Raw genomic sequence first — 7754 nt, 5'->3', positions numbered from 1 at the left:
GACGACTCCGGCCGTGGAGCCGCCTGTACAGGGCGCGCTCTACGGCCGGGTCATGCACGCCACCGGCACGGCCGCGCCACGGGCAGCGGTCGGGGTGCGGCAGTGGAACTTGGGCGAGCTGTACGGACTTGTCGTCACGGCAGGTCTGTCCTGCGCGTTCGGTGCCTGCGCGGAACCCAAGTACGTCAAGCAGACGCCGGAGGGCACCTACAGCTTCCCGCCGGAGATGGTGAACGAACGCCAGCTCTCCGTCGTCGCCGAGTGGGGCGACAAGGGCGTGTCCGCTGAGGTCTTCTTCAAGAACGAGGACGATCCACAGCGCGTGCCGGACCTCGTGCTGTGGGAGCCGGAGCTGAAACAACGCCGGATCGGCGACGACGTTCTCGTTTCGTGGCCACGATTCGAGCCCGGTGCCGTCTACACGCTCTACTCGAAGCGCGACGGCCAGATCTCCGAGCCCACCCTCGGCACGTCGCGGCTGGTGCCCGGCTGGCGGGTCGACGGTGAGCTGTTCGTAGAGGCGCGCACCGCGGCCAAGAGCGTCAAGTACGTGCACCGCACCGCCCGGTTCGCGGCGCCGGCCGGACGCGGCTACCTCGCGTCCAGGACGACGCTGGCGGGGCGCGAGTGCGTTGAGACTCAGGGACATTCGCGAGTGGTGCTCAGGTCCGGCGACTTGGAGACGTCGGACGACGGCGTGACGTTCAGGAAGATCACCGTGCCGCAGCCGAAGTGGGGCGTGCGCACGACGACGGTGGCCGCGAAGTACGTGTGCGGTCGAGAGGTGGACGTGTGGTGAACTTCTGGTGCGAACGCGCCTGGCTGCCCGGCGGGCTCGCCGAACGCGTGCTGGTCCGCGTCGACAACGGCGTGATCACCTCGGTGTCCGAAGTGGACACGATTCCGCTGGGCGTCAAAAGGCTGCACGGCGTTGTCGTGCCGGGCTTCGCGAACGCCCACTCGCACGCCTTCCACCGCGCGCTGAGAGGCCGCACGCACGACGGCGGTGGCACGTTCTGGACGTGGCGCGAGGGCATGTACGCGCTGGCCGGGAAGCTCACCCCGCAGTCGTACTACCGGCTCGCCCGCGCGGTCTACGGTGAGATGGCGCTGGCGGGCGTGGCGACCGTCGGCGAGTTCCACTACGTCCACGACAGGTCGAACGAGTTCGGCCAGTGCCTGCGCGAGGCCGCGGCAGATGCGGGCGTTCGCCTGACGCTGCTGGACACGTGCTACCTCGCGGGCGGCATCGACCAGCCGCTCAACGAGGTGCAGCAACGGTTCTCCGACGGCACGGCCGAGGCGTGGGCCAATCGCGTCGCGGAACTCAAGTCCGACAACGTGATGCGCGTCGGCGCCGCGATCCACTCGGTCCGTGCCGTTCCCCGCGAAGAACTTCCCGTTGTGGCACAGGCTTTCCCGGACGCCCCGCTGCACGTCCACCTATCCGAGCAGCCCGCGGAGAACGAAGCCTGCCTCGAAGCGTACGGCCTTACGCCGACCGGAATCCTCGCCGAAGCAGGCGCGCTCTCCCCGCGCACAACGGCAGTGCACGCGACTCACCTGACGCCCGAGGACATCGCGTTGCTCGGCGGCTCCGGCACCGGTGCGTGCTTCTGCCCGACCACCGAAGCAGATCTGGCCGACGGCATCGGTCCCGCCCGCGAGCTCGTCGACGCGGGCAGTCCGCTGTCGCTGGGCAGCGACCAGCACGCCGTGATCGACCCGCTGCTGGAAACCCGGGCCCTGGAACACAACGAGCGCCTCCGCGCAGGTCAGCGCGGCCGGTTCTCGCTCCCGGAACTGCTCCAGGCCGCCACCCGGCACGACGCGCTGGGCTGGCCGGAGGCGGGCAGGATCGCCCCCGGCGCGCCCTGCGACCTCGTGGCGATCAGCTGCTCGACGCCGCGCACCGCGGGTTCGTTGCCGCAGCAGGTGTTCCTGAGCGCCACAGCGTCCGATGTGGACACTGTGGTGGTCGGCGGCCGGGTGGTCGCGAGCGGTGGCGTGCACGAGACTTTGGGAGACGTCGGCAGGCTGCTGGCGGACGCGATCGAGGAGCTGTGGGCATGAGCGTGCTGATCACCGGCATCGGTGAGCTGACCACGAACACCGAGGCCACCGGCGACGCGTTGATCGTCGACGGCGAGCGGATCGCCTGGGTCGGCGACGCGCAGAACGCTCCGGCGGCCGACGAGCAGGTCGACGTCGAGGGACGGGCGGTGCTGCCGGGCTGGGTCGACAGCCACACCCACCTGGTCTTCGCGGGCGACCGCACCGCCGAGTTCGGTGCGCGCATGGCCGGCAAGCCGTACACCGCGGGCGGCATCGCGGTGACCGTCAACGCGACCCGGCAGGCCACCGACGCCGAGCTGGCGGAGGTCGTCCGCAAGCACGTCGCCGAGGCTCTGAAGCAGGGCACGACGTTCATCGAGACCAAGACCGGCTACGGCCTGAACGTGCCGGACGAAGTGCGAAGTGCACGCATCGCCGCCGAGCACGCCGACGAGGTCACGTTCCTCGGCGCCCACCTCGTCCCGCCCGGCGAGGACGCCGACACGTACGTCGACCTGGTCCGCGGCGAGATGCTCGACGCGGTCGCGCCTCTGGTGCGCTGGGCGGACGTGTTCTGCGAGAAGGGCGCGTTCGACTACGACCAGTCCAAGGCGGTGCTCGAAGCAGCGAAAGCCAAGGGCCTGGGCCTGCGCGTGCACGGCAACCAACTCGGCGAAGGTCCCGGCGTGCGGCTGGCGGTCGAGCTCGGCGCCGCGTCTGTGGACCACTGCACCTACCTGTCGCAAGAGGACATCGACGCGCTGGCGTCGTCGCAAACCGTCGCCACGCTCCTACCGGCCTGCGATCTCTCGACCCGCCAGTCGCTGCCCCCTGCGCGTGCTCTGCTCGATGCGGGCGCCACGGTCGCGCTCGCCAGCAACTGCAACCCGGGCTCGTCCTACACCTCGTCGATGGCGTTCTGCGTGACGACTGCCGTTCTGCAGATGCGGATGACCGTCGAGGAAGCCGTGTGGGCGGCGACGGCCGGAGGAGCGCAGGCTCTCAAGAGGGACGACGTCGGCGTCATCAGGCCTGGTGCGCGCGCTGACCTCCATGTGCTGGAAGCGCCGTCGATCACGCATCTGGCGTACCGGCCGGGCGTTCCGTTGACCCACTCGGTGTGGCGCCGGGGCGAACGGGTCAGCTGAGAAAGCCCTCTCATAACCCTCCGTGTGGGCCTACTGGCGGAGGGTGCCGCCGCCGTACGGTGCCGTCGTGGTGGATTTCGCGGAGGCCCTGACGAAAGCCGTCGACAGCAGCGGTCTCAGCCTCGAACGCATCCAGCACCACCTGGCCGCCCGCGGCATGCAGGTGAGCATCTCGACGCTCAGTTACTGGCGACGCGGCCGCAGCCGGCCGGAACGCCCGGAGTCTCTGAAGGTCGTCGCGGCGCTGGAGGACCTGCTCGACCTGGGCGAGGGCTTCCTCACCGACCGGCTGGGCGACAAGCGGCCGCGCGGCAGGTGGGTCGGGCAGGCGATGTCGCTCGCGGACATGTGGGACTCGCGTGCCACCGACCTCGGCGAGGTCATGGCGCGGATCGACCGGGAGCAACCGGCGGCGTCGAGGTATCTCAGCGTGAAGGACCGGCAGGTGGTCGGCCAGGACCGGCGTGAGGTCGAGATGCGCTGCACGGGCGTCATCGAGGCGCTGGAGGACGGCGTCGACAGGTTCCTGGCCATCCAGCTCGCCGACGCCACGGACATCGGGATCGCGTCGATCGAGGCGGGGCCGCCGTGCCGGCTCGGGCGGGTGCGGTCGGAGGAGACCACCGGGTTCCTCGTCGCGGAGATCCTGTTCGACCGCATGCTCAGGGCGGGGGAGACGGCGCTCGTCGACTACGTGGTCCGGATGAAACCCGGTGCGGACAGCGAGGTCTGCGACCGGCGGTTCCTGCGGCCGGTGGGCGACTACGTGCTGCAGATCGACTTCCACCCGGACGCGGTGCCGACGCGCTGCTACCGGTTCACCCGGCCTTCGTTGCAGGAACCGGAAACCACCGTGAACGAGCTGTGGGTCGGCAACACCGGATCGACGCACATCCACGTGCGGAACTCGAAGCCCGGGATTTATGGAGTGCGGTGGGAGTGGGAGTAGTTCCCACCCCCACCGCGAGCGCCCCCAGTGACGATGCTCTTGCCGAGCCGCATTCGGCGTGAGCATCAGAGGCGCCAGGGTCGCCGTCGCCGCCGCAGGGGAGCGGCGCGGCATGCTTGCTAGACCTTGAGAAGCAGGTTCGGTGAACCCGTCTTGACGTCGGTCAACTTGTTCGGCGTGGCCGCGTTCACGAGCGCGTCGCGCACCTGGGCGGGCGTCGCGCCCGGGTTCGCGCTCAGGTACAGCGCGGCCGCGCCCGCGACGTGCGGGGAGGCCATCGACGTGCCGCCCATCGAGCGGGTGCCGGTGTCGTTGCTGTACGAGGCCGAGATGATGTCGCTGCCGGGTGCCCAGATGTCGAGGCACTGGCCGTAGTTCGACGAGCCGGCGCTCCAGATCGAACGCTTGTCGGCGCGGTCCGACGCACCGACGGTGATCGCCTCCGGCGTGCGGGCCGGGGTGAAGTTGCACGCGTCCTGGCCGCTGTTGCCGCCCGCCAGCACGTAGGTGATGCCCGCGCCGATGGACCGCTTGACGGCGTTCTCCAGCGAGCTGTTCGTGCCGTTGCCACCGAGGCTCATGTTGACCACAGCGGGCTTCTTGGCGTTCTGCGTCACCCAGTCGATGCCGCGGATGATGCCGTCCCACGCGCCGCTGCCGTTGCAGTCGAGCACGCGGACCGCGACGATCCTGGCCTTCTTCGCGACGCCGTACGTCTTGCCCGCGACCGTGCCGGCGACGTGCGTGCCGTGGCCCTGGCAGTCCTGTGCGACGGCATCGTTGTCGATGAAGTCGTAACCGTCGGAAGCACGGCCCTCGAACTCGGTGTGCGTCTTGCGAATTCCGGTGTCGAGCACGTACGCCGTGACGTTCGAGGCCGTGTTCGGATAGGTGTACTTCTGGTTGAGCGGCAGGCTCGCCTGGTCGATCCGGTCGAGGCCCCAGGTGGGGTTCGACTGCGTTTCCTGGATCGTCGCGAACGTGTTGCGCTCGACGAACTCGACGTCCGGGTCCGCCGCGAGCCGCCGTGCCTGGCGCTCGGACATCCCGGTGACGGAGAAACCGTGCAGCGCGGTGCTGTAGGTGTGCTTGACCGAGCCCTGGTAGCGGGAGGCCAGCGCGCTGGCAGGGGTGCGCGCGCCGTCCTTGAGCACCACGATGTAGCTGCCTTCGACCGCCTGCGCGCCCGCACCGGGCAGCACCGCTTCCTCGGCGATCGCGGTGGGCGTCCACATCGCCGTGGAAGCGATGCCCAATGCCGCCGCGACGGCGACATGACGCCGTAGTCGTGCCATGAGTTCCTCCTGGCAGGGAATGAACTGGGGAACACGACAAAACTAACGCTTCGTGTGCGAGGGATAACAGGTTCGAAACTTCAGTTCTCAATACCGTCAAAACTGTGGCGAACCGGTTGCCGGCGAGCCGGGTTGGATCACCGGCCGTAGCATTCGGCCGTGCCGGAATTCGCAGAGGCGTTGACGCGGGCCGTCGAGGCGAGCGGTCTCAGCCTGGAGCGGATCCAGCACCACCTGGAGCTGCGCGGCGTGCAGGTGAGCCTGTCGACGCTGAGCTACTGGAGGCGTGGCCGCAGCCGTCCGGAACGGCCGGAGTCGCTCGCCGCCGTCGCCGCGCTCGAAGAGATCTTGAAGCTGGCGCCGGGAACGTTGACGGGCAGTCTCGGCGACAAGCGGCCGCGCGGGCGGTGGGTCGAGCGGGCCGCGGCGCTGGAGGGGATCTGGCAGGAGGCCGCCATCGATCTCGGCCGCGCGATCGCTCGCGTGGACAAGCTGATGCCGTATCCCGCGAGGTACGTCAGCGTGCGGGACCTGACGGTGATCGGTCCGGACCGGCGTGAGGTCGAGATGCGGACGAGCGCGGTGATCGAGGCGTTCGAGGACGGCGTCGACCGGATCCTCGTCGCCAGGACCGCGGACGAGGCCGACCACTCGCCGGGCGAGATCGTCGCCGACAAGTCGTGCCGGGTGGGCAGGGTGCGCACCGACCCCGAGCACAAGCTGCTGGTCGCGGAGATCATTCTCGACCGGGTGCTGCGCGCGGGCGACACCGCGCTCGTCGACCTCAGGTTCATCTCCGACGCCGGCGCGGACAGCGTCTCGGCGGACCGCAGCTTCGTCCGGTCGCAGCGGGACTACGTGATGGAGGTCGAGTTCCACCCGGACGCCGTACCCGTGCGGTGTCACGGTTTCAGCCGGTCCGAGCCCGGCGCGCCGGAGGTGGAGACGGGCGAGCTCTGGATCGGCACCACTGCCTCCACGCACCTCGTCGTGCACGAAGCTCAGGCGGGTTGCGTGCACGGCATCAAGTGGGAGTGGGAGTAGCGGCCCTCGCTCGCTACTCCCACGGCTGCACATCGAGGGTTCCGTTCCCCTAGATCCCGGTGCGCAGCAGTCTGTTGGGCGACCCGAGGCGGATGTCGCGCAGGAACGGCGTGCTCGCGCCGTTCACGAGTGCGTCGCGCACCTGCAGGTTCGACGCGTTCGGGTTCGCGCTCAGGTAGAGCGCCGCGGCGCCGGCCACGTGCGGGGTCGCCATCGACGTGCCGCCCCTGGTCTCGGTGGCCCGGTCGCCGTTGTGCGACGCGGCCAGGATGTTCCCGCCGGGCGCCCAGATGTCGAGGCACTGGCCGAAGTTCGACGACTCGGGCCAGTTGAACTGCGCACGCGTGTCGTTGCGGTCGGTGGCGCCGACGGTGATCGCCTCGGGCAGTGCGGCGGGGGTGAAGCCGCAGGCGTCCTGGCCGGAGTTGCCCGCCGCCACCACGAAGGTGAACCCGGCCGCGATCGAACGGCGGATCGCGGCGTCCTGAGCGGGGTTCTGGCCCTGGCCGCCGAGGCTCATGTTGACCACCGCGGGGCGCACGCCGTTCGCGGTGACCCAGTCGATGCCGGCGATGACGCTGTCCCCGTCGGCGAAGCCGTCGCAGCCGAGCACCTTGACGCCGACGACCTGGGCCCGCTTGGCCACGCCGAAGTTCCTGCCCGCGAGCGTGCTGGCGACGTGGGTGCCGTGGCCGTTGCAGTCGTCCGCGATCGGGTCGTCGTCGATGAAGTCGTATCCGTTCGAGGCGCGTCCCTCGAAATCGACGTGGGTGGTGCGAATTCCGGTGTCGATGACGTAGGCGTGCACGTTGTTCGCCGCGGCGGCCGGATATGTGTAGCCGCCGTCGAGCGGAAGATTCCGTTGGTCGATGCGGTCCAGCCCCCAGACCGGTCCGCGTTGAGTGTCCTGGATCGACATCCGGAGGTTGCGCTGGACGTAGGCGACCCGCGGGTCGGCCGCGAGCCGTCGGGCCTGCTTCTCGGACATGTCCCGGACGGAGAAGCCGTTGAGCGCGGTCCGGTAGGTCCGCTTCAGCGTGCCCTGGTACTTGCTCAGCAACGTCTGCGGGGAGGTGCCGTCTTTGAGAACGACGATGTAGCTGTCGGCCACGGCGTCTCCGGTACCGATGACATCCTTTTCCGCATGGGCGGTGGGTGTGCAGAAAACGGTCGCGAACAATGCCGCCGCAATGCAGACGTTGATTCTCATCGGTTCCTCCAAGCAGGTTGAACGCGATGGAACGTAACTTCACTTGTGGGTGA

General features: G+C 69.3%; 7 protein-coding genes. 5 read left to right on the top strand and 2 right to left on the bottom strand.

All coding sequences use genetic code 11. The features are described 5' to 3' along the window. The 4 genes from ABZX92_RS06760 to ABZX92_RS06745 all read left to right on the top strand — a co-directional run. On the top strand, positions 1-799 hold a 799-nt coding region (locus tag ABZX92_RS06760), incomplete at its 5' end, for a hypothetical protein (protein ID WP_355554819.1). Next, positions 793-2073: a formimidoylglutamate deiminase gene (locus tag ABZX92_RS06755; protein ID WP_355554817.1), complete on the top strand. Its 1281-nt coding sequence runs from the start codon at positions 793-795 to the stop codon at positions 2071-2073. The genes ABZX92_RS06760 and ABZX92_RS06755, both read left to right, overlap by 7 nt. After that, the gene (gene hutI, locus ABZX92_RS06750) at positions 2070-3203 is read left to right on the top strand and encodes an imidazolonepropionase (RefSeq protein WP_355554815.1); all 1134 of its coding nucleotides are present in this window, start codon (positions 2070-2072) and stop codon (positions 3201-3203) included. Before ABZX92_RS06755 ends, hutI begins: the two co-directional genes overlap by 4 nt. Before the next feature lie 67 nt (positions 3204-3270). Next, positions 3271-4152 (top strand): hypothetical protein, encoded by an 882-nt coding sequence (locus ABZX92_RS06745; protein WP_355554813.1) that lies wholly within the window; start codon positions 3271-3273, stop codon positions 4150-4152. 119 nt (positions 4153-4271) lie between these two features. Here the strand turns inward: ABZX92_RS06745 and ABZX92_RS06740 are convergent, their stop codons facing one another. Next, positions 4272-5447 (bottom strand): S8 family peptidase, encoded by a 1176-nt coding sequence (locus tag ABZX92_RS06740; protein WP_355554811.1) that lies wholly within the window; start codon positions 5445-5447, stop codon positions 4272-4274. A gap of 159 nt (positions 5448-5606) precedes the next feature. Between ABZX92_RS06740 and ABZX92_RS06735 the strand changes: the two genes are divergently transcribed. Further along, complete coding sequence (locus tag ABZX92_RS06735) at positions 5607-6491, top strand: hypothetical protein (RefSeq protein WP_355554809.1); 885 nt, start codon at positions 5607-5609, stop codon at positions 6489-6491. A 49-nt stretch (positions 6492-6540) separates the two neighbouring features. Here the strand turns inward: ABZX92_RS06735 and ABZX92_RS06730 are convergent, their stop codons facing one another. Beyond that, positions 6541-7602 (bottom strand): S8 family peptidase, encoded by a 1062-nt coding sequence (locus ABZX92_RS06730; protein ID WP_355554807.1) that lies wholly within the window; start codon positions 7600-7602, stop codon positions 6541-6543. Positions 7603-7754 lie beyond the last annotated feature (152 nt).

The organism is Lentzea sp. NPDC006480, from assembly GCF_040611995.1.
GTDB lineage: Bacteria > Actinomycetota > Actinomycetes > Mycobacteriales > Pseudonocardiaceae > Lentzea.
The sequence above is the reverse complement of the archived record's forward strand: the minus strand, read 5'-3'. Positions and strand labels throughout refer to the sequence as shown.